This window comes from Candidatus Acidiferrales bacterium, from assembly GCA_036514995.1.
Taxonomy (GTDB): domain Bacteria; phylum Acidobacteriota; class Terriglobia; order Acidiferrales; family DATBWB01; genus DATBWB01.
Genome location: DATBWB010000107.1, coordinates 1 through 19,022, shown reverse-complemented (window position 1 = coordinate 19,022; position 19,022 = coordinate 1). Strand labels below are relative to the sequence as shown.

The 19,022-nt window shown below is 59.7% G+C and carries 18 protein-coding genes; 11 read left to right on the top strand and 7 right to left on the bottom strand.

Features of this window, described 5'->3' with window-relative positions:
* Window positions 1-75: 75 nt before the first annotated feature.
* Window positions 76-1,599 carry a hypothetical protein gene (locus VIH17_07615; protein ID HEY4683103.1) on the top strand — a complete coding sequence of 508 codons (1,524 nt, stop codon included), beginning with the start codon at window positions 76-78 and terminating at the stop codon, window positions 1,597-1,599.
* 45 nt (window positions 1,600-1,644) lie between these two features.
* Here VIH17_07615 and VIH17_07610 read toward each other — a convergent pair whose 3' ends face one another.
* A complete protein-coding gene (locus VIH17_07610) occupies window positions 1,645-2,985 on the bottom strand; it encodes a glucoamylase family protein (protein HEY4683102.1) in 1,341 nt (446 codons plus the stop codon).
* A 109-nt stretch (window positions 2,986-3,094) separates the two neighbouring features.
* Here VIH17_07610 and VIH17_07605 point away from each other — a divergent pair, with 109 nt between their 5' ends.
* The 9 genes from VIH17_07605 to VIH17_07565 all read left to right on the top strand — a co-directional run bounded on the left by VIH17_07605 (window position 3,095) and on the right by VIH17_07565 (window position 12,685).
* A complete protein-coding gene (locus VIH17_07605) occupies window positions 3,095-3,919 on the top strand; it encodes an ATP-binding protein (protein ID HEY4683101.1) in 825 nt (274 codons plus the stop codon).
* Between the two features lie 288 nt (window positions 3,920-4,207).
* On the top strand, window positions 4,208-6,103 hold the full coding sequence (locus tag VIH17_07600; GenBank protein HEY4683100.1) for a 30S ribosomal protein S1: 1,896 nt from the start codon (window positions 4,208-4,210) through the stop codon (window positions 6,101-6,103).
* An 11-nt stretch (window positions 6,104-6,114) separates the two neighbouring features.
* Entirely contained in the window at window positions 6,115-7,017 is a 903-nt protein-coding gene (sppA, locus tag VIH17_07595) for a signal peptide peptidase SppA (GenBank protein ID HEY4683099.1), read from the top strand.
* An 11-nt stretch (window positions 7,018-7,028) separates the two neighbouring features.
* Window positions 7,029-7,337, top strand: coding sequence for an HU family DNA-binding protein (locus VIH17_07590; GenBank protein ID HEY4683098.1), 309 nt, complete (start codon window positions 7,029-7,031; stop codon window positions 7,335-7,337).
* A gap of 39 nt (window positions 7,338-7,376) precedes the next feature.
* Window positions 7,377-7,877, top strand: a complete 501-nt coding sequence (locus tag VIH17_07585) for an HIT domain-containing protein (protein ID HEY4683097.1) — start codon at window positions 7,377-7,379, stop codon at window positions 7,875-7,877.
* Window positions 7,878-8,063: 186 nt separating this feature from the next.
* A complete protein-coding gene (locus VIH17_07580) occupies window positions 8,064-9,209 on the top strand; it encodes an acyl-CoA dehydrogenase (protein ID HEY4683096.1) in 1,146 nt (381 codons plus the stop codon).
* Between the two features lie 409 nt (window positions 9,210-9,618).
* Window positions 9,619-10,863 carry a hypothetical protein gene (locus VIH17_07575; GenBank protein HEY4683095.1) on the top strand — a complete coding sequence of 415 codons (1,245 nt, stop codon included), beginning with the start codon at window positions 9,619-9,621 and terminating at the stop codon, window positions 10,861-10,863.
* A gap of 232 nt (window positions 10,864-11,095) precedes the next feature.
* A complete protein-coding gene (locus VIH17_07570; protein ID HEY4683094.1) occupies window positions 11,096-12,145 on the top strand; it encodes an MBL fold metallo-hydrolase in 1,050 nt (349 codons plus the stop codon).
* A 351-nt stretch (window positions 12,146-12,496) separates the two neighbouring features.
* Window positions 12,497-12,685, top strand: coding sequence for a hypothetical protein (locus tag VIH17_07565; GenBank protein ID HEY4683093.1), 189 nt, complete (start codon window positions 12,497-12,499; stop codon window positions 12,683-12,685).
* Between the two features lie 143 nt (window positions 12,686-12,828).
* Here VIH17_07565 and VIH17_07560 read toward each other — a convergent pair whose 3' ends face one another.
* The 4 genes from VIH17_07560 to VIH17_07545 form a co-directional block, all read right to left on the bottom strand.
* Window positions 12,829-13,032 (bottom strand): hypothetical protein, encoded by a 204-nt coding sequence (locus tag VIH17_07560; GenBank protein ID HEY4683092.1) that lies wholly within the window; start codon window positions 13,030-13,032, stop codon window positions 12,829-12,831.
* A 189-nt stretch (window positions 13,033-13,221) separates the two neighbouring features.
* Window positions 13,222-14,670 (bottom strand): Asp-tRNA(Asn)/Glu-tRNA(Gln) amidotransferase subunit GatA, encoded by a 1,449-nt coding sequence (gatA, locus tag VIH17_07555; protein ID HEY4683091.1) that lies wholly within the window; start codon window positions 14,668-14,670, stop codon window positions 13,222-13,224.
* 16 nt (window positions 14,671-14,686) lie between these two features.
* On the bottom strand, window positions 14,687-14,986 hold the full coding sequence (gatC, locus tag VIH17_07550; protein ID HEY4683090.1) for an Asp-tRNA(Asn)/Glu-tRNA(Gln) amidotransferase subunit GatC: 300 nt from the start codon (window positions 14,984-14,986) through the stop codon (window positions 14,687-14,689).
* A gap of 292 nt (window positions 14,987-15,278) precedes the next feature.
* On the bottom strand, window positions 15,279-15,791 hold the full coding sequence (locus VIH17_07545; protein ID HEY4683089.1) for a DUF721 domain-containing protein: 513 nt from the start codon (window positions 15,789-15,791) through the stop codon (window positions 15,279-15,281).
* A 105-nt stretch (window positions 15,792-15,896) separates the two neighbouring features.
* Here VIH17_07545 and VIH17_07540 point away from each other — a divergent pair, with 105 nt between their 5' ends.
* Entirely contained in the window at window positions 15,897-16,505 is a 609-nt protein-coding gene (locus VIH17_07540) for a Maf family protein (GenBank protein ID HEY4683088.1), read from the top strand.
* Window positions 16,506-16,637: 132 nt separating this feature from the next.
* Here VIH17_07540 and tatA read toward each other — a convergent pair whose 3' ends face one another.
* Window positions 16,638-16,829 carry a twin-arginine translocase TatA/TatE family subunit gene (tatA, locus tag VIH17_07535; GenBank protein HEY4683087.1) on the bottom strand — a complete coding sequence of 64 codons (192 nt, stop codon included), beginning with the start codon at window positions 16,827-16,829 and terminating at the stop codon, window positions 16,638-16,640.
* 177 nt (window positions 16,830-17,006) lie between these two features.
* Complete coding sequence (gene selB / locus VIH17_07530; GenBank protein HEY4683086.1) at window positions 17,007-18,971, bottom strand: selenocysteine-specific translation elongation factor; 1,965 nt, start codon at window positions 18,969-18,971, stop codon at window positions 17,007-17,009.
* Window positions 18,972-19,022 lie beyond the last annotated feature (51 nt).

The window sequence follows — 19,022 nt, the reverse complement described above, 5'->3', positions numbered from 1 at the left end:
TGAGAATCGAGAGCGGTGGGCGTAGAACGCCCACCGCTCTCGCTCACATTCGGTTTTGACCAGGAGGCCACTCGGGTGAAGCGCTCCGTCCTGCTTCCGATTCATGCCCTCACGAATTTCTTGCTTGCCATTGCTGTTCTATCTCTGCCGCCCGGTGCACAGTCGCAGTTGCTCTCGGAGACCATCGAGGTTGATGCCCGAGCCGAGACACGGCCCTTTCCGCACTACTGGGAGCGCACCTTTGGCTCCGGTCGGGCGATTCTCACTTTGCGGGAAAGTTACCGGCGTGACTTGCGTGCCGTGAGGCGCATCACCGGCATCGAGTACGTGCGGTTTCATGCCATCTTTCACGACGAGGTGGGCGTTTACGACGAGGACGCAACGGGAGAGCCGGTTTACAACTTCTCCTACGTGGATCAGATTTACGATGGCTTGCTCGAAAACGGTGTCCGCCCCTTTGTCGAACTAGGCTTCATGCCCAGGAAACTGGCGGCTACCAATGTCACACACCCCTTCTGGTACAAGCAGTACACCGGCCCGCCCAAGGATTGGAACCGCTGGGAGGACCTCATCTACCGGTTCTCGAAACACCTAGTAGAGCGCTACGGCATCGAAGAGGTAGCCGAGTGGTACTTCGAGGTATGGAACGAGCCGAACATTGATTTTTGGACGGGCAAGCCGAAGGAGGCCACTTACTACGAACTTTACGACCGAGCGGCGCGCGCCATCAAGCGGGTGAGTCCCCGGCTGCGCGTCGGCGGGCCCGCTACCGCACAGGCAGCCTGGGTGGACCGTTTCATCCGGCATTGCGTGGAAAAAAACGTTCCTCTCGATTTCGTTTCCACGCACGTCTATGCCAACGATTCCTCACACGACGTTTTCGGCTCGAACGAGATGATCTCGCGCAACCAGATGGTCTGCCGCGCCGTGCGCAAGGTGCACGATCAGGTGAAGGCTTCCGCGCGGCCGAACCTGCCTATCCACTGGACCGAGTACAACGCCAGCTACAAAAACGAACCACAAGTGACTGACTCCGTGTTCATGGGCCCGTGGCTTGCCGATACAATCCGGCAATGTGACGGACTTGTTGACACGCTGGCTTACTGGACGTTCTCCGATGTCTTTGAGGAACAAGGTGTGGTGAAACAGCCCTTCTATGGCGGGTTCGGCTTGATGGCTGTCGGAGGTTTGCCGAAACCGTCATTTAATGCCTTTAAGCTCTTGCATCGGCTGGGCGAACGAAGGATCCCGGTGAACTCCGACTCAGCCCTGGTCACCCGCCGTGCCGACGGCACGCTCGTCCTTGCGGTGTGGAATCTGTTTTTGCCCGAGGAGTCCGGCACGGCGAAGAAAGTGACGCTGAACGTGAAGGGCCTCGCCGGCAACCGGCGTGTCGTAGTCCACCGGCTCGACAAGGACCACGGTTCCTTGCTGCCCGCCTATGAGGCCATGGGGAGTCCCAGATACCTGACGCGCAAGCAAATCCAGGAATTGCGCAAGGCGGCCGAGCTGCCTGGCCCGGAGACGCGCCGCCTCACGCGAGGTAAGATCACCCTCACGCTGCCGCCTCACGGGCTCGCCCTGATTGAAGTTCGATAGGCGGGTGCGCGTTGACGAAAAGCTCGAAACCGCAGCGGGTTGCGGCTAGGCCGGTCGGAATCCCACCTTGGTCATCGCATCTTGGATTTCCGCATTCTTCATAAAAGTGTTCCAGACAAAGCGGGTGCGCGCATTCTCCGCCATCAGCATGGTAATGCCTTGGTTAATGCCAATCACATCCGGGTTGTACCAGTTCCTCGCCGGATTGAACGCGTCCACGAAGCCATAGCGCCGCCACGCATTGGGGTAGTTCAGGCGGATATTGCGTAGCACACGCATCGTCTCCGCAAACACGAAGGGTAACGAACCGGCCGTGGCACAGGGTACCACCGTTCCGTCGATGGGCCCGATTGCCGGAGGCCCGCCCCACACCACGTACCCGTTCACCGAATCCGACGCGGTGATGCCCCAGAGATCATCGGAATAGTGGGCGAACTGGCTGCGCAGGGAGAGGCAGAAGAGCTTGTGGGCCTGTGTGGCTGTGGCGGAATTCTGGAAATAGTCGGCGTAGGCGTCGCGCCTGTTGCGGAAATCAATCCATGCGTGCGAATACTGGTGAACAAAGAGCGGCGCATTCGGTGAGATGTAGGTCAGCCCCTGGTAGGAGAGCGTGGGCCGCGCCCAGGCGTCCCAACTCGAAGCGGGAATGGGAAATGTCGTTGAGCCGATCGCTTGCAGGTACAGCATCATCAGTTCGGAGTAGGTGTCCCATCGGTAAGGAAGAAATTCGCTTTCCGGTGTCCAGCCCATGGACAATGTTGGACCGCCGTTGAGCATCCAGTTGAAATCGAACCGCTGGTAGATCTGCGTGGCCAGGTTCACGATTTCTGTTGTTGTGTTGAAATGCTGTCGGCAGGTCAGCACGCCGCACAAGAGAATCGCACTGTCAATGGAAGAAAGTTCGGATTGCCACGCGCGGGCGCCCGTGTTCATGTCCACCATGTGGTAGAAGAACCCGTTCACATGCGGCATCTGGTTGGCAAGGAAATCCAAAGTCGTGCGAACTCGATCCCGAAGCTGGGTGGTGGGGGCATAGCCGCGGCTGTCGGCAATGCAAAGCCCCGTCAGCCCGAATCCCGTTGCCGCGATGCTGGAAATATCCCTGGTATCGTTACCATCCGCTCGGGAGCGATCCTTTATCTGGCCAGTGGAGGGATCGGCCTGCTCCCAAAAGAAGAGAAAGCCTGCCCGTTCGATCTCATCAAGGAGTTGCTCATCTGTCCCCGGGTATCCATCTCCAGGAGGGTTTACTCCGGGCTTGGTCCCACCGCCACAGGAGAGTCGTGACAAACCGAGAGCCAGGACAGGGCAAGCGACTGCCGTCTTGCCGATAACTGCAAGCATCTCGCGCCGCGTGACTTTACTCGACGCTGTGGAGCATCCCATTCGAAACCCTTCACTAGCCCCAAAGGCCCCGACAAATTATAAACCTTGAAGACAGAATAAGGCTACGGCCTTGGCACGGTTGTCATTATAGACCGCGTGGAGTATTCTCTTGCCCGTCCCGATGCATCGGGACTTCGGCACTCTCCTCTCCATGGCCGCCACTTGCCCCATCTGCGAAGGCACCGGCTGGAAGCCTCAAGAAAGCGGCGGGGTGCGCCGCATGGTTCTCTGCGATTGCCAGGCCGAGCAGCGGGCCGTCCGGCGGCTCGCCAGTATTCGGATTCCGAGCCGCTACGAACACTGCGACTTTGACAATTTTGAAACTGACATCTACGAAAAGCCTGAAGAGCAGTCGAACCGCAGTTTGCAGCAGGCAAAGTTGACGCTCCAGCGCTACGCGGCCGACTATCCCGCTCACGTGGACTACGGCCTGCTCCTGATGGGCCCCTGCGGGGTGGGCAAGACACACCTCGGAGTGGCGGCATTGTTGGCGCTTGCCGCTAAAGGGCATGATTGCCTCTTCTACGATTTCCGGGAATTGCTCAAGGAGATCCAGAACAGTTACAACCCTATTTCGCAAACCACCGAGACGCAGGTGCTCGAGCCGGTGTTGCTGGCGGAGGTGTTGCTTCTGGATGACCTGGGCGCCATCAAACCGTCTGCTTGGGTGCAAGATATTGTCGGGCATATCTTGAACACTCGCTACAACGAAAAGCGCGCAACTCTCATGACCACGAACTTCCTCGATCGTCCCGCTTTGCGGGATGCCGAAACGCTCAGGTTTCCTTCCGGCCAGCCGACGCCCCGCACGGAAGATTCTCTCGCCGACCGCATCGGCGAGCGCGTCCGATCACGTCTTTACGAGATGTGCCGGGTGGTGGAGATCACCGCCCCCGACTATCGGCAGCGAGTGAGGCAAGCGCAGTATCGGTGAAGAGTACCCCGTGCCCGCCTCATGGCTCTTTGAAGCTGCCTTTCATCGTCACGGATCACGCTCTTTTCGCTAACTCGAATCCTCTCCGTGCGTTGACTTCCCCGGGGCATTTGGGTATAGTGCGTTGGGTTTGGGCGGCGACGGGGCGTTTATTACTTGAGCGTCCGCGCACCTTCCTTCCTCACACCTTTCTTCCGCAGGTTTCTGCAAGGAAGAGCTCCCGGGGGGAGGCAAGGCTAACCCTTCAGAGTGAACGCTCTTCAGGGTGAACCTTCAGGAGGCCAGGGGATGTCGTTGGGCGATTCGGAAACCGAGGCCAACCCGGAGGCTCCCGCCGAGATGGAAACTTCGGCGACTGAAGCACCGGCAAAAAATCCAGTAACTCAGACAGCCGCCGCCGAAGCTGCCGCCGCGCCTGCTTTTGTCGAAGAGGCCGCCAAGGAGGCAGCGCCGGAGGAGGCCCCGGCAGAAGCCCAGGCGGCCGACATGGGCGAGCTGATGGAGCAGATGGAAGTCGCTGCTCCCAGCTCAGAAGGCGCGATCGTCCAAGGCCGCGTGGTAGAGATTCGCGAAGATGTCCTCGTCGTGGACGTTGGCTCGAAGACCGAAGGCACCATCTCCCGCAACGAGTTCCTCGACTCCGAAGGCAACCTCCTTGTCGAACGGGGGCAGGAAATCCCCGTCCTGGTGGAATCCGAGGACAAAGAAGGCAATGTCCGGCTGAGCTTTTCGAGAGCGCGCCGGCGGCTTGCCTGGGAAGCCATTGAGCGTTCTCACCGGGAAAGCATTTCTCTCACCGGCCGCGTGGTGGACAAATTGAAGGGCGGCCTGGCGGTGGATATCGGCATCAAGGCATTTTTGCCGGCTTCGCACGTGGACCTGCGCCCGGTTCGGAACCTCGACGAGTGGAAGGGCCTGGAGGTGGATGTTCGCGTCATCAAGCTGAACCGCAAGCGCGGCAACGTGGTGGTCAGCCGGCGCGTCATCCTGGAGGAAGAACGCGACGCTTTGCGGGCGCGGCTGGTGGAAATTCTGGAAGAGGGCACAATCGTCAACGGCAAAGTGAAAAACGTCACCGACTACGGCGCCTTCGTGGATCTGGGCGGCCTGGACGGCTTGCTCCACGTGACGGACATGAGCTGGGGCCGGGTGGGCAAGCCTTCCGATGTGGTTCAGCCGGGACAGGACATTGAAGTGGTAGTTCTCAGGTTCGACCGGGAAAAGGGGCGCGTTTCGCTCGGCCTGAAGCAGCTTCAGCCCGATCCCTGGGCGGATGCCCCCGACAAGTATCCGATCGGCGAGCGAGTGCAAGGCAAGGTGGTCAGCGTGACCGACTACGGCGCTTTTGTCGAGCTCGAGCCGGGGGTGGAAGGCCTGGTGCACATTTCGGAAATGAGCTGGTCAAAACGCGCCAAGCATCCCTCCAAGATTGTTTCGGTCGGCGATGCGATTGAGGTGGTCGTGCTCGACGTCAAGCCGGAGGAGCGGCGTATTGCGCTCGGACTCAAACAAACCGAGCCTGACCCCTGGGCACTGCTGGCGCAAAAATATCCCATCAACTCGGTCATCAAGGGCCGGGTTCGCAACCTGACCGATTTTGGCGCGTTTGTCGAGGTGGAGGAGGGCATCGACGGGCTCATTCATGTTTCCGATATGAGCTGGACGAAGCGCGTCAAACATCCCTCGGAAATGCTCAAGAAGGGCGACCAGGTCGAAGCCAGGGTTTTGCAGATTGACGTTCCCCATCGCCGCCTCTCGCTCGGCATCAAGCAATTGCATGACATCTGGGAAGGCTGGTTCGCCCGGAACAAGGTGGGCGACGTGGTGAAGGGCAAGGTGGTGCGAGTGACCGCCTTTGGCGCTTTCATCGAGCTGGAAGAGGGCATCGAAGGCCTTTGCCATATCTCCGAAGTCCACCCCGCATCGCGGGGCCAGCGGAGCGAAAGACCAGCTCCGGCGGGCCGGGCCGAGCGGCCAGAAAAGATTGACCTGGAAGTCGGGCAGGAGTATGAATTCAAGATCATCAAGCTTAACCAGATGGAGCACAAAATCGGGTTGAGCTATCGGGCCGCGTTGAACGAGGCCGAACGGAAGACGATTCAGCAATATCGTTCCTCGAAATCTTCTTCCCGCGCCACCATCGGCGACATGATTCTTTCCAAGCGCGGCGGGCCCCTGACTTAACCGAGCAACTCATGGTAGAGCAACGAGCTAGTTTGCTTCGCTGGATGGCCGTTGGCGGGGCGGCGCTGCTGGCCTTTGTCGTCGTAGTCCTGGTCCTTGTCTTCTATTCGATGCGCGGGGTGGAAAGCGACCTGGCGCTGGGCGGCGACAAGGTGGCCGTCGTCGATGTCATCGGCGAAATCAGAGATGTCTCCAACATCGTCGAGGAAATTCAAAAGTACGGGAAAGAAGATTCCGTGCGGGCGATTGTCATCCGGCTGAACACGCCCGGCGGTTCGGCAGCCGCCACCCAAGAAGTTTTCTCGGAGATCAAGCGTGTCCGCGAAGAGAAGAAAAAGGTTGTGGTCGCTTCCATCGCTTCGGTGGGGGCTTCCGGAGGATATTACATCGCCTGCGCCACCCAGCAGATCTTTGCCAACCCTTCCAGCATTACGGGGAGCATCGGGGCCATTGCCCAGTGGACGAACTATGGCGAGTTGCTGCGCTGGGCCAAGATGAAGGACGTGGTGATCAAGTCCGGAGCTTTCAAGGACGCCGGCAATCCGGCTCGGGATCTTACTCCGGAGGAACGGGCTTACATTCAGGGCGTGATCGAGGATATCTACGGCCATTTCGTGAACGCGGTGGCGGAAGGCCGGAAGATGAAGGTGGAGGAAGTTCGCAAGCTGGCCGACGGAAAAGTTTTCACCGGCACCCAGGCGCTCCAGAATCATCTGGTGGATCGCCTCGGCAACCTGCCCGATGCGATTCGGGAAGCGGCCAAGCTGGCGGGGATCAAGGGCGAGCCCAGAGTGGTTCATCCATCCAGGGAGCGACGCAGTTTGCTCGACTGGCTCATCGGCGATAAGTTGCCGTTGCCGCCGGTGGTGCGGAACTCGGAAGCTCCGGTACAATTTCAGTATCTTTGGAAATGAAGGAGCAAGCCATGACGAAGGCGGAACTCGTAGAAGAAGTCTCCCGCGCCATTGAGATGACGCGCAAGGATTCCGAAACCGTCGTCGAAACCATCTTCGACAGCATCGTCAAGGCCCTTCGCGGCGGCGATAAGATCGAGATTCGCGGCTTTGGCAGCTTCCGTACCCGCAAGCGCCAGGCGCGCATCGGGCGCAACCCAAAGACCGGCACGCGCGTGGACGTGCCCGCCAAGACCATTCCCTATTTCAAGCCGAGCAAGGAATTGAAGGACATGGTCAACGGCATCAAGCCCGCCGAGACCCAGCCCGCCACCGGGTAAGCACTCGACCCCCTCGGGACGGGGTGGAGGCGAGGCGGCATGGATTATCTCTGGACTCCCTGGCGCTATCAGTACGTTTCCAACGCAACCCGAGCCGATACCTGCGTCCTCTGCGATGCCCAGGGCGGTTCCACCACGGCCGCCGCCGCTTCCGACGAATCGAATCTGGTTTTGCATCGCGGAAGGCGAAATTTCATCATCCTCAACCGCTTTCCCTACACCACCGGCCACGTCATGATCTGCCCCTACGAGCACGTTGCCGACCTCGCTGCTCTCGACGCGGACACTCTTGCCGAAATGATGGCCCTCGCTCGCCGCTTGCAGATCGCGCTCGGCGAGCTCTATCAGCCGGAAGGTTACAACCTCGGGATGAACATCGGCCGTTGCGCCGGCGCCGGCGTGGCCAGCCACGTCCATCTCCACGTCCTGCCGCGCTGGACCGGCGATAGCAGCTTTGTCACCACCGTGGGCGAAACCCGCGTCGAGCCGGAAGACTTGGCCACGACGTACCGAAGGCTGAGGCCGTTTTTCGAAAAGTAGCTCGACAAAATGCAGAACGATTCTTCCCCGCTCTCCATCTCCGGCTCTCGGCTACTTGTCATTGCCGGCTCGCTCCCGTTAGAATGCCCGTCTTGGTAGCCAGGGTTCGAACATCCCAACACGCGTCTTCCCCGCCCCGACTGATCGGGGCGAGCCGCCCCCGAGGCGCCTCTGGAAAGGCCAGCCATGAATCTGGAACTCACCGAAGAGCAAAAACTCATCCAACAGACGGTTCGGGAATTTGCCGAAAGCGAAGTCAAGCCGCTTGCCAAGGAGATTGACGAAACCCATCGCTTCCCCATGGAAACGGTCAAGAAAGCGGGCGAGCTGGGGTTCCTGGGGGTGTGCGTGCCGCAGGAATATGGCGGCGCGGGGCTCGACAACATTGCCTATAGCATCGTCATCGAAGAGATTTCCCGCGTATGCGCTTCCACCGGCGCCATCCTCTCGGTCAACAATTCTCTCTTTTGCGACCCGGTGCTCCATTTCGGAACGGAAGAGCAAAAAAAGAAGTTTCTGGTGCCCTTTGCCCGAGGCGAAAAGCTCGGCTGCTACGCGCTCACCGAGCCCCAGGCCGGCTCGAACGCCGCCGCGCTCAAAACCACCGCCGTCGGCAGGGGCGATAAGTACGTCCTTAATGGAACGAAGATCTGGATCACCGTGGGCGGCGTGGCCGATGCGGCGATTGTCTATGCGATGACGGACATCACCAAGGGCGAGAAGGGCATCAGCGCCTTCATCGTGGAAAAAGGCACTCCCGGGTTCAAGGTCGGCAAGGAAGAGAAAAAACTCGGCATCAATGCCACTGCCTGCGTCGAGTTGATCTTCGACAATTGCGAAATTCCGGCGACCAATCTGGTCGGGAAAGAAAGCGAAGGTTACAAGATTGCCCTGGCGACACTCGATGGCGGGCGCATCGGCATTGCCGCGCAAGCCACCGGCATCGCTCAGGGTGCTTTCGAGGAAGCGCTCAAGTACGCCCAACAACGCATCGCCTTCAATCAACCCATCGCCAAGTTCCAGGCCATCCAGTTCATGCTGGCCGACATGGCAACCGAGATTGACGCGGCTCGCCTGCTGACCCGCCGCGCCGCCTACATGGCCGACACCAAGCCGCGCTTTTCGCTCGAGGCTTCAGTGGCCAAACTGTTTGCCTCGGAAATGGCCACCCGGGTCACCCACAAGGCCATCCAGATCCACGGCGGTTATGGCTACTCCCGCGAATATCCCGTCGAGCGAATGTACCGCGACGCTCGCATCACCGAAATCTACGAAGGGACTTCTGAAATCCAGCGGATGATTATTGCCGCGTGGGTGCTTAGGCAATACTAAGGTCCAAAGTCGAAGAGTCAAAGTAGGCCAAGCAATCATGTTTTCGCGCCGCCCCGGCGTAGACAAGGCCATCGGACTGGTCTTGGATGCAAGGAACAGCGCGCTGCCATACGGCGAGCTCGAGCGGAACCTGCAAAGAGACCTTTGGGAGAATCTTCGCATCAGGCTTTGTGTGCGGAAGGCATAGGGCACGAGTCGAGGTCCTGTAGGGGCAAGCTTCAGCTTGCCCCTCACTGTTTTGCCCCTCTTTATCTGGCCCCTCCTTGTTATGAAGCCTATTTGAGGGCGGTCTGAAGACCGGCCCCTACATGAATTCGTGTGTTGGTGTCTGTGTTCATCTATGTTTATCTGTGGTTCGTCTTGACCCTGCGCTCTTCGCCGTTCACCATTGTTCTGTTGCCAAGGACTCATGCTGGAACTTGACCAAGAAATTGTCTTTGATCCCTCAGCCGCCGACATGTTCGAGCAAATCCCGGAAAAGCTCGGCGTCGTTGCGCTGTTTTCCGAAGAGGACATGAGGGCCGACCCCTTCCTGGGGAAGACAACGAACCTGCGGCGGCGCTTGATGCGGCTGCTCGACCCGGAAGCAACCTTATCGAAACGACTCCGTCTCCGCGACTTTACCAAGATAATTCGCTATCGGGTGACGGCTTCGGCGTTTGAGTCTTCGGTGGTGCTTTACGAGCAGGCCAGGCGCTTCTTTCCCGAGCGTTACCGCGATTTTTTGCGTCTGCGGCCGCCGGCCATGCTCAAGGTCAACCTCAAGAGTGAATATCCACGCTGCTACGTCACGCGGCGCATTGCCGACCCTTCGACCGGCCCAGGGCGAGCGGATGAAAGTTTCTATTTTGGGCTGTTTCTTAGCCGGCTGGCTGCCCAGAAATTTGCCGACCAATTTCTCGATTTTTTCAAGATGCGCCGCTGCCAGATCAAGATTCGTCGCGATCCCACGTTCCCCGGCTGCATCTATTCCGACATGAAGATGTGCCTGGCGCCCTGCTTTGCCGGTTGCACCAAGGCTGAATACGACGTAGAGGTGTCACGGGTGACCCATTTTCTCAAGACGCGCGGCCAATCGTTGCTCGAAGAGCTTTCCGGCGAGCGCAAGGCGGCTTCGACGGCAACCCACTTCGAATCGGCAGCCGCCATCCACAAGCGAATCGAAAAGCTCGAGGGCATCCTTCGCGGCGGGACAGAACTCGAGCGCCCGCTCGAGGATTTGAATGCAATCGTCGTGCAGAAGTCGGTGGAAGAAGGTTTTGTGATTCTCTATCCCGTCGAGCGGGGCCGGCTGGGCGAGGCCATTCCGTTCCGCGTCTGCGAGCAATCCGACCGGCCGGTGTCGCTCGAACAGCGGTTGCGCCAAGCCCTGCCGAATGGCCAAGGGCGAACGGCGAATCTTGAAAACGGAACGCAGCCGCAGCCTGCCGCCCCGCAGGGCGAACCCTTCGAGTCGCCGCGGCGAGCCCAGGGCAAGCAGGACACACCGTTCACCGGTCGCGACCTTTCCGAGCACTTGTGGCTTCTCGCGCGCTGGTTTCACTCGAAACCCCGCGAAGGCGAAATCCTCTTTGAGGAACGCGGAGAAATTTCCTGGCGCAAGCTCGCCAATGCCTGCTCGCGCGTGATCAAAGCGCCGCAAAACCTGTTCTGAGAGGGCGCGCCACTCATTGCACCGTCATCCGTTTGGCTCGTTTCTTCCTGTCCCATCTCGGCTTCCCGAGCGAACTGTTTGTATGCCGGTCTTCGGACTGCCCCGGGACGAGGGCAAGCTGAAGCTTGCCCCTACACCAATACGGCCCCGGCCAGCAGCATCCTTGACAGACCGTGCTCGTTGATTGCATCCTTGGCCGCTTCGCCAAAGAGCCAACTCTTCTGGAGGAAATGTGAAACCGTCGCGCCAAAGCCTTGCCCTTTGCTTCCTCTGCCTCCTCTGCGTCCCTGCCTCTCTCTTCTCCCAGAGCCTCGACATCCAAAAAGTGGCTGACGGAGTCTATGCGGCCATTCCCAAGCCAGGCAGGATCGTGGGCGCCAACGCCGCGTTTATCGTGGATCGCGGCGAAGTCCTGGTGGTGGACACCCATTACCGTCCCAGCGCAGCGCGGGAATTGATCGCCGAGATCAAGAAGATTACGCCCCTCCCCGTGCGCTATGTCGTAAACACCCACTGGCACAACGACCACGTGCAGGGCAACCAGGCCTACGTCGGGGCGTTTGGGCCAAACGTGGAGTACATCTCGCAACATCTCACCCGGCAGGACATGACGGGCAAAGCCTTGCCCGGAATTCAGGACCAGCTCAACAACTTGCCGCGCGACATTACCGCCGCGGAAGCGCGACTGGCCAGCGGCAAAGGTGAACAAGGGGAAACGTTGAGCGAGGAACAACGCCAACAGTTGTCGCAACGGATTGCTGACCTGAAGTCCTATCTGGAGGAGTTGCAAGCGATCCAGCCGACTCTGCCGACGCTCACCTTTGAGCGGAGCCTCGTCCTTCATCGTCCCAGCCGTGACATCTATGTCCTCTACTATGGCAAAGGCCACACCCGGGGCGATGTGGTGGTTTTTCTTCCCAAAGAAAAAGTGGTCGTAACGGGCGATCTCCTGACCAACGGAATCCCCTTCATGCGCGATGCTTATCCCGTGGAATGGGTGGAGGCGCTCCGCAGCGTGGAGCGTTTGGACTTCGAAACCGCCATTCCCGGCCACGGCCCGGTGCAGCAGGGCAAGAAACAACTCTCGAGGCTCATCAGTTTCCTTGCCGACGCAGTAGCAGCGGTGAAAGATGCCGTCGCCAAGGGCCAGAGCCTTGACGACGCCAAAAAGAGTGTCGATCTGGCCCGATACCAAGCCGACTTTCCCAATTTCAAAAATGGCGCGCCAGCCACGGTCGAAAGAACCTACCTCGAAGTCACGGGGAAGATCCCCGAGCAGTGAGGAGTACGCGAAGTCGTTAGTCTCATGGCCACGCATTCGCTTGTGCTTCTCGTCGGAGTTGTTTTTCCCAATCCGCACTATGTCGAGCCCCGGGAATTTTTGGCCCGTAAGCGGCTGAGGGGGCCGGCGGATCTCAACGCCTATCTGGAATCCCTTACCGGCGGACAACAGGCCGTTTGATCCAAACGGAAGCAGTTTCCCATGGTAGTCCCACTCCTTGCGTCTTGAACCGGATAGGCGAATGCTCCGCCTGGACTCTCCCGCAGCGAGAGCCTATAATCTAGAAAAGAGTTGTTTCCTCAACGCCCTGTGCGCTCTTCAAAAGCGCAATCCACAACTTGGAGGACTCCCATGATGCAGTTAATCTATGTCCTCATGGTGATTGCGGCGGTCTGCTTTTTCCTGGGCGGGCTTAGTCGCTTTCTCAAGTTTCAAATCGGAAGTCACGATCCCGTGATCTGGTGGCGCGGCGGCATGGCCTTTCTTGGCTTCTCGATGGGGCTCATCCTCTTGCAAATCTTGCGGCGCATGCCGCAATGAGTGGCATCCGGCCGTAGGTCGGTAGGGGCGTATGGCCATACGCCCCTACGCGGCGCCGTGTCGCTGGGAAGTGGGGCCGGAATTAGGGGGCCAGCCTCGCCCGCGGCGAGCTCGAAGCCCAAACAGAACTACCCTTTGGATTTCTAGTGCTGGCAGCGAGGGTAGAGTTTGGTCAGATAAATCAGATCCGAACTGGTGAAGAGCCGGACCAGGTCACCCGCTCGCTCGACAAGCTGCCCGAGGTGCTTCATCTGGATGAGGTCGTCCAGATGTCTCAGGCAGATCCCGGTGAGCGAGGAAACTTCATCCTCCGTAAAAAACTTTTGCGATGACTTGATGCGAATCATGGTGGCCTCAGAACGGGGTCTTCCTCCAGTCGGGTCGGAACCCAAGGCGCTACTCATTTCGATTCCAGACTACGCCTTTGCGTTCCAAGCAACCAATAGACCGAACGGACTAAAACCTTCGGACTTCTCGGGGAAATGACGTCCCAGCCACGAATAGGGGTCGCGGGGCGGTGACCGACAGCCAAGAAATCATACTAATTCAAACCCACCGGCAAGCTCAAAGTGGTGCGCTATCTGGAAGATACGGGCCTCTTCAAAGGAGGGCGCAAGGAGCTGTAGCCCGACGGGCAAGCGACATTCTCCCTTCGTCCATCCGCAGGGAATAGAGATGGCCGGAATGCCCACCAAATCGGCCGTGACCGTATAGATATCAGCGAGATACATCTCGAGTGGATCGGAAGTCTTCTCGCCCAATCGGAAAGCGGGCACGGGGGAGGTGGGCGTGACGATGACGTCGACAGTCTCGAATGCCGTCAAGAAATCGCGCGCGATTAATGCCCTTACTTTCTGTGCCTTAAGGTAGTACGCGTCGTAGTATCCAGCGCTGAGGGCATAGGTTCCCAACATAATCCGGCGCTTCACCTCGACGCCAAAACCCTTCCCCCTAGTCGCCTTGTACATGGCGCGGAGTTCGCCCTCCGGAACCCTCAAGCCGTAACGCACGCCGTCATACCGTGCCAAGTTGGAACTGGCTTCCGCAGTGGCAATAATATAGTAGGTAGCGATGGCATAGTCGGTGTGCGGCAACCGAATCTCCAAAATTTTGCAGCCGAGGCCTTCCAGTTTACGGATTCCCCGCTCGACGTTCGCACCCACTTTGCCGTCAAGACCCGGGCCGAAATATTCCTTCGGCACGCCCACTTTCCAACCCCTCACCGGCTGAACGAGCAACGCCTCGTAGTCCGGCACGGGAACTTCGGCTGAGGTGGAATCGAGAGGGTCCCGCCCGGCAATGATGCGCATCACCCGAGCGGCGTCGCGAACCGTGCGCGCAAACGGCCCGGGGTGGTCGAGGGAGGAAGCAAACGCGATCAACCCATACCGCGAAACGCGGCCGTAGGTCCCCATCATCCCTACCACGCCGCAGAGCGCCGCCGGTTGGCGGATGGAGCCGCCGGTATCCGTTCCCAGCGCCGCCACGCACATCCCCGCCGCCGTCGCTATCGCCGAACCGCCACTCGAGCCCCCGGGCACGCGGGTGGGGTCGTGCGGGTTCCGCGCCGGGAAGTAGGCGGAGTTTTCGGTCGAAGACCCCATCGCAAACTCGTCGCAATTCGTCTTGCCGAGAACGACCGCGCCGGCTTTTTCGAGCCGCTCCACCGATGTGGCGTCATACTGGGGAATATAGTCCTGTAAGATCCGCGACCCGGCTGTCGTCTTGAGGCCGCTCGTGACCAAGACGTCTTTGATCGCCACCGGCACGCCCGCCAGCGGCGGCAGATCGTCACCCGAGGCAACGATCTTGTCCACCCGCTCAGCCTGGGCATAGGCCCGCTCCGGCGAAAGCGTCAGGAAGGCGCCCAGCTCCTTCTTGGCCTCGATCACGCGATAACAACTCTCAGCAATCTCCCGCGCCGAGGCCCTTCGCCCCTTGAGCAGCGCCAGCACATCCTGAATGGTGAGCTTCGTCGGATCCATCAAGTGGGGAACCGCCCTAGCGCTCCACAACCTTGGGAACCTTGACAAGCGAGCCGTCACTCTCCGGCGCTTCGCCGAGCGCTTGCTGGCGGGGCAAGCTCGCGCTGACCGCGTCTTCTCGAAAAGCAACATTCTCGCGCGCCGGGTAGAGAACCTGCGCCATGGGCTCGACCCGGGAAGTGTCCAGCTCGTTCAACTTGGCGACATAGGTCAAAAGCGAATCCAATTGGCGGCGAAACGTTTCGAATTCCTTCTCAGTAAGCTGGAGATGCGCCAGCGCCGCCACTTTCTCGACTTCTTCTCGCGTCAGGGCCACTTCTTTTTCTCCACAACCCGTTTCACAACCGCCTGGCACAAACGCCGTCATTCTGAGGTCGCTGCGGCGACCGAAGAATCTCAGCTTGGAGATGCTTCACCCGCCTCGGCGGGTTCAGCATGACCCCTGCACCAAGCCGGAGCAGGTTAAAAGACAGCTTCTAGTGCCGTTTCAACTAATTGAGCAGAATAGCGAGCTGGCCCCGTTCCGCATGGAAACGGGGCTGGAGCAACATAATTAGTCATACGTGCTGAGTCCATGAAGAACTTAGCCCAAAATAGTTGGAACGGCACTAGCAGCGTGCTAGAGAAAAAAATCGGCTGGCAACCTTTGCCACCAGTTTTCGTAACTCTTCGTCCCCGATCGCTTCCAGGGGTAAATCCGTTCCGGCTGATGGCGGCGCTTCAGATAGCGCCCCTGCGCCTGCCGTGGTGTTTTCTTCCGGGGAGGCGGATGAGCCTAGGTTTTCATCCACGACAAACTCCAACGCCGCGACCGTCAAAGGAGGAAACCATCGGCGAATTGCAGCGAGCAGGGGCCCCGCCAGTGTTTCCATCTGCCCGCGCCACGCTGGGTCAGGGACGCCGACCTGCAAGCGATGGGTGCGCCATGCGACGGGCTTCGTCCTTCGAGCCAGCGACCTCCCCACCACGGCCGGCCACAGCGCCTGCATCAACTCCAGACGATGCTTGCCCCATTCGGGCCAGCTTGATTCAAGCTCCTCGATCCACCTTCGGATGATTGGCGCGAGCGCTTCCATGTCGGGCTCAAATTCCGGAATTGTAGCACAAGGCAGGACGTTCATCGGGCACACTTCGACCCTGCGAATTTCCGCCGACATCCCGATTCATTTCATGGGGACGGGCCAAGCTGGTCACCGGGCACCGTTCACATTTATAATCCCCGAGCCATGCGCCTCGTGCTTGCCTCTTCTTCGGCCCGACGCCAGGAATGCTTGCGCAATGCTGGCTTCGCCTTCGATGTTCTTCCCGCCCACGTGGATGAAACGATCCGCCCCGGCGAGTCGCCCGAAGAGCATGTGCGGCGGCTGGCGCTGGCCAAAGCCCGGAAGTCGGCCGGCTGCCTGCCCACCGATCCGGCCGCCATTGTCATCGGCGCAGATACGATGGTGGCCATCCGGGGTGAGATGCTGGGCAAGCCGGCTTCTCGCGCCGACGCGCGGCGCATGCTCCGGCTCCTGTCGGGCAAGACGCATCGAGTGGTTACCGGCCTGGCGCTCGTCCTGACCGGCTCGGGCGAGCGCTTGCAGGTCGAGCATGAAACGACGCTGGTTCACTTTGCCCCGCTGAGTGAGGCGGAAATCGAAGATTATCTGGCAACCGGGGAATCGATGGACAAAGCCGGAGCCTACGCCGTACAGGGCTACGCCAGCCGTTTCGTAAGGGCAATCGAAGGCGATTACTTCAACGTGGTGGGTTTACCCGTTTCGCGGCTCTGCCAAATGCTGCGCGACTGGGGCAGTCCCGGGAAAAAGCACCCCCAGAATGGCTTCGGCTGACCCGCTGGCTTGAAATTCGGGGAGCAAGAACTTCGGGTGGACGAACCCCTGCCGGTGGATTCACCCAGGATACCAACTCCTGCAATGAGTGATTCTTTGGCGGGCCGGCAAGTGCAAGCGGGCGGTGGAAGCCTACTTCTTCTCTTCGGACTTCCCTTCGCGCAGGCCCTCTCGGAAATTCTTGATCCCCTCGCCAATGCCGCGGGCAATCTCCGGTATCTTTCTGCCCCCGAAAATAAGCAACAGGATCAGAAGGATAATAATGAGTTCAGGCAATCCAATGCGGCCACCAAACACAATCTCCTCCTCGCTTCCGACCTCCATTCTAGGCCTAGCCCGGAGGAGCGTCAATCAAATGATTTTGACTCTGCGCAGCCCGTGAGGGAACACCGTCCGCCGGGCTATCTTTGGAACGAAGGGCGGGAAGACAGGTGGCGCATCGCTGCTGCTCTCCACCGGGAGATTACCCTACGCCTGCGTTTTCACTGGTGACTGAAAAACTCAGAGGATGACGCGCAAGTCACCGACCCGCCGGGTCACCTTCTCCCGGTCCAGGTATTCGAGCAACGGAATCGCGTACTTCCTCGTCACGCCCGTCAACTCTTTGAAAGCAGGCACCGAAATCTGGTTGCCCTTCTTTTTCTGTTCGGCCAGCAATTCCCGGAGCCGGGTCATGGCCGATTGATGAAAGAGCAAATCTTCAGAAACCTTGACCAGAATTTTTTCGCGCAGCAACAACTGCAAAATCTTTTGCGCTCGCTTTGCCTCCACCGGCAGCTTGGCCAGGATTTCTTTCACCGTGGGCACTTTCAGTCCGGCTTTCGCAAAAGCCTCTTCGATTTGCGCGCGCGCGCGGGCCTCGTCATCCCTGAATGGCACCTCCCTGCCCGCCCGCTTCACGTTTTCTTGAGCAACCTCAAGCTTGCCGGTGCCGGCCAGTTCCTCGAGCACCACCCGAAAAAGCTCAGCCCCGAAAGGCGAGGCTCCAAAAACTTTCTCGTGCAATTCCTGCTTGGGAATCCCGACCGCCAGCGGGTTTGCCTTGTGGAAGGCGTCCACCGCCATCAACGTGTCCTTGGCCAATTCCATCAAACGGTCCGTCTCAGCAATGAGCACCGGCTGTTCGGAAAGCATATGAACCTTCCCGGCGGCCTGGGCCTGGCGGAGCAGTTCGCGCATTTCTGCTTGCGTCCAGCCGGTCCGAGCCATCAGGCGCGGCAGCGTGACTGCGGCCTCGCTTCCAGCGTGGAGGATTTGTGCCAAAATCTGCGCTTTTTGCCCGCTCTCGAATGTTTGCAAACGCGAAATCACACCGGTATCCGGCCGTCCCGTCCGGGCAAGATGCTTGTACGCCCGCAAAGGCCGCGCCAGGTTGTCCAGCACCCGGCCTCCGCCAATGGTGATGACCGGAGAAAATTGCCGGACGATGAAGGGATCACCCGGCAACAGAAGGGTTCGCTCGCGCAACCGGAGCTGCGCATACGCGCGCCCGCCCGGGGCAAGCGCGGCGCCCTCGAGCAGCGCCACCTCGGCAATCGTTTCGAGCGTTCCCTGGTGGAAATGGACCCGGGCATGATTCTTGAGCGGCTTTGCCGACGCGAGCAATTCCAAAACGACATCCACGCGGTCCGTCGGCTCAAAGATTTCCGGTGGTGCCAGCACCATGCCGCGCGTCAGCTCCTCCACTTCGACTCCTGCCAAATTGAGCGCCGTGCGTTGGCCCGCCACCGCACGCTCGGTCGGCTCGTTGTGTACCTGGACGCCGCGCACCCGGACGCGTTTCCCCTGAGGCAAGATTTCAACCTCATCTTCTTTGCCGACGCTGCCGGAAACCAGCGTGCCGGTCACCACCGTGCCGAAGCCTTTCATCGCGAAGACGCGATCAACGGGCAAGCGGAAAAAGCGCGAGGAATCTTTTCCGGGCACCTCCCCGCCGACGAGCTGCAATTCCTCCCGCAGCCGGTCGAGCCCCGCGCCGCTCTTGGCGCTCACCGGCAAAATCGCCCCGCCCGCCAAGAACGACCCGCCGATGAATTCTTCCACCTCGAGCCGGACCAGATCGAGCGTTTCGGGCGAGACCAGATCCGATTTGGTCAGAACCGTGATGCCGCGAGAGATGGCGAGCAGCCGGCAGATGTCAAAATGCTCGCGCGTTTGCGGCTTGACGGACTCGTCAGCGGCGACGACGAAGAGCACCAGATCAATGCCGCCCACCCCGGCGAGCATGTTGCGCACAAAGCGTTCGTGCCCGGGAACGTCCACGAATCCGAGCCGAATGTCGCCGAGCGTAAGGAAGGCGAAGCCGAGGTCAATCGTGATACCGCGACGTTTTTCTTCTTCGAGGCGATCAGGATCGGTGCCGGTCAGCGCCAGAACCAGCGCCGATTTGCCGTGGTCAATGTGGCCGGCCGTGCCTACGATGACATTTTTCATGAATGCCTGTTGCGAAACCACCAACCGTTCCACCTGCTATCCTAAACGCAAGCATGTAGCCCGCTCAAGAAGCGGCTCCCCCCC

What these genes read in the sequence shown, in the direction of transcription:
- VIH17_07610 (HEY4683102.1), bottom strand. Translation starts at nt 2,985, where the DNA reads ATGGGATGCTCCACAGCGTCGAGTAAAGTCACGCGGCGCGAGATGCTT.
- VIH17_07600 (HEY4683100.1), top strand. Translation starts at nt 4,208, where the DNA reads ATGTCGTTGGGCGATTCGGAAACCGAGGCCAACCCGGAGGCTCCCGCC.
- sppA (HEY4683099.1), top strand. Translation starts at nt 6,115, where the DNA reads ATGGTAGAGCAACGAGCTAGTTTGCTTCGCTGGATGGCCGTTGGCGGG.
- VIH17_07590 (HEY4683098.1), top strand. Translation starts at nt 7,029, where the DNA reads ATGACGAAGGCGGAACTCGTAGAAGAAGTCTCCCGCGCCATTGAGATG.
- VIH17_07585 (HEY4683097.1), top strand. Translation starts at nt 7,377, where the DNA reads ATGGATTATCTCTGGACTCCCTGGCGCTATCAGTACGTTTCCAACGCA.
- VIH17_07580 (HEY4683096.1), top strand. Translation starts at nt 8,064, where the DNA reads ATGAATCTGGAACTCACCGAAGAGCAAAAACTCATCCAACAGACGGTT.
- VIH17_07575 (HEY4683095.1), top strand. Translation starts at nt 9,619, where the DNA reads ATGCTGGAACTTGACCAAGAAATTGTCTTTGATCCCTCAGCCGCCGAC.
- VIH17_07565 (HEY4683093.1), top strand. Translation starts at nt 12,497, where the DNA reads ATGATGCAGTTAATCTATGTCCTCATGGTGATTGCGGCGGTCTGCTTT.
- VIH17_07560 (HEY4683092.1), bottom strand. Translation starts at nt 13,032, where the DNA reads ATGATTCGCATCAAGTCATCGCAAAAGTTTTTTACGGAGGATGAAGTT.
- gatA (HEY4683091.1), bottom strand. Translation starts at nt 14,670, where the DNA reads ATGGATCCGACGAAGCTCACCATTCAGGATGTGCTGGCGCTGCTCAAG.
- VIH17_07545 (HEY4683089.1), bottom strand. Translation starts at nt 15,791, where the DNA reads ATGAACGTCCTGCCTTGTGCTACAATTCCGGAATTTGAGCCCGACATG.
- VIH17_07540 (HEY4683088.1), top strand. Translation starts at nt 15,897, where the DNA reads ATGCGCCTCGTGCTTGCCTCTTCTTCGGCCCGACGCCAGGAATGCTTG.
- tatA (HEY4683087.1), bottom strand. Translation starts at nt 16,829, where the DNA reads ATGGAGGTCGGAAGCGAGGAGGAGATTGTGTTTGGTGGCCGCATTGGA.